This is a genomic window from Ectopseudomonas chengduensis (assembly GCF_900102635.1).
In the GTDB taxonomy this organism is placed as follows: domain Bacteria; phylum Pseudomonadota; class Gammaproteobacteria; order Pseudomonadales; family Pseudomonadaceae; genus Aquipseudomonas; species Aquipseudomonas chengduensis.
Genome location: NZ_FMZQ01000041.1, coordinates 1 through 1,731 on the forward strand (window position 1 = coordinate 1; position 1,731 = coordinate 1,731).

At 52.2% G+C, this 1,731-nt stretch carries 2 protein-coding genes; one reads left to right on the forward strand and one right to left on the reverse strand.

Annotated features, from left to right (window positions below):
• Nucleotides 1–187: 187 nt before the first annotated feature.
• Complete coding sequence (locus BLS08_RS25935) at nucleotides 188–706, forward strand: YkgB family protein (RefSeq protein ID WP_003464991.1); 519 nt, start codon at nucleotides 188–190, stop codon at nucleotides 704–706.
• A gap of 29 nt (nucleotides 707–735) precedes the next feature.
• On the opposite strand, the gene BLS08_RS25940 is transcribed toward BLS08_RS25935, so the two are convergent.
• Entirely contained in the window at nucleotides 736–1,581 is an 846-nt protein-coding gene (locus tag BLS08_RS25940; RefSeq protein ID WP_003464995.1) for an AraC family transcriptional regulator, read from the reverse strand.
• Nucleotides 1,582–1,731: the final 150 nt, after the last annotated feature.

The window sequence follows — 1,731 nt, forward strand, 5'->3', positions numbered from 1 at the left end:
AAATAGTGCACTCATCGCTCTCCACGGCGATCCCTTCATCGCGAATTGCACCGCCCAAGACGATCTGCACTGAAATCAATACTTTCTGATGCCTCTTGATTAGAGATGCCAGCCATAATCATCTCATCGCCAACGCATACGGCGTTCGGCAGCCAACACACTCTCACTCACTACTGGAAGCTCAGACATGAAAACCATAGGCATTGAAAACTCGAAGTCCAGCGTACAGGCCCACTTAACGCTTGGAACCAAAACTATGGGGCTAGGTATCTATGGCGCGTACTTGGCTCTCGCTATTATTTACTTCTGGTTCGGCGGCATGAAATTTACCCACTACGAGGCCGAGGGCCTGGTTCCACTGGTGAGCAACAGCCCGCTTTTGGGATGGGTGTATAGCATTTTTTCGGTCGACATGTTCTCCAGCCTGCTCGGCATACTAGAGATTTCGATCGGCACTCTGATCGCAGGCCGCATGCTGTCGCCCAAACTATCCGTGGTAGGAGGCGCTCTGTCTGCAGGCCTGTTCTTCACAACCCTTAGCTTTATGTTTTCCACTCCGGGCGTCATTGAGCCTAGTTTAGGGTTTCCGGCGATTTCCGTTGCGCCAGGTCAGTTTCTGCTTAAAGACTTAGGGTTGCTTGCTGTTTCGATATTTGTGGCAGGCCATTCGCTGGTTGAACTGGAAAAACGTAAAATTAATGCATAATTTTTTCAATGGCTTAAGGCAGTAATGCCTTAGGCCTTTTTGCCATCATTTTCCCCCGCCAGATCTTTCAACCAGTCACGAGGGCTCAACCCCGTCTTGCGTCTAAATGCGCGAGACAGCGCCGAAGGACTTTCGTAGCCGACTTGAGCTGCAATCAGCGTAATCGAGCGCCCTTCTCGCATCAGCTTCTGAGCCAGGCTAACTCGCCAACTCAACAAATAATCAGCAGGCGTCTGTCCGATGACACTCTTGAAATGCACGGCATACGCAGCGCGTGACATATTTGACTCACTGGCCAGCTCTGCTATTGACCAGGCATGTTCCGGGGAGTTGTGCATCTGTAAAAGCGATCGGGCAAGCCGCATGTCGGCCAGTCCAGCCATCATTCCGGTGCGCAACTGGTGATGATCGAGCAGGTAACGGAGCAACAGAATGATTAGGAGCTCAAATAAGCGCTCAAGCGCGGCTTCCCTTCCACAATGCACATTTGCCGCCTCGGCAAACATCCACTCCAACGTGTCTGCCAGCATGGGCAGATCATCGAGTGCGAGCACCAAACAGTCCGGTAATGAAGCCGACAAAGGATTATCAATTCCGCCCTCAAACTCCATGGAAGCACACAACAACTTTGCGCCATCGGACTCACCCGCAAACAATTGATGCTTGGCGGGGCGTGGCATAAAAATCAAGCTAGGGCGAGTGAGCTGCAAATCCTTGCGATCGGGACCAAGCAACGTCACGCTGCCGGCCTGAAGCAGATGGATATAACCTCGCCGCTCGGCGCCATCGTAAGATGCAGAGCCGCATAGGTCGCCGTCATAGAACAGATTGGCCCGCACGCCGAACCGCGAGAGCAAATTAGACAAACGATCCATTGGCCGATCCTTGACGAGTCAGAACGCACAGACCATACCATCTGCGTTGTCGTTCAGTGCCTGTAGCGAACATGCCGGCGTAAATCAGCCAACGGATAAAGTGATCACTGAGCAGCTCAGCCTCCCTTTCCAGTTCGGCTGTTAAAAAAA

Bases quoted from the DNA above. Each gene is read 5' to 3' on its own strand.
- BLS08_RS25940 (WP_003464995.1), bottom strand. From the start codon at position 1,581: ATGGATCGTTTGTCTAATTTGCTCTCGCGGTTCGGCGTGCGGGCCAAT.
- BLS08_RS25935 (WP_003464991.1), top strand. From the start codon at position 188: ATGAAAACCATAGGCATTGAAAACTCGAAGTCCAGCGTACAGGCCCAC.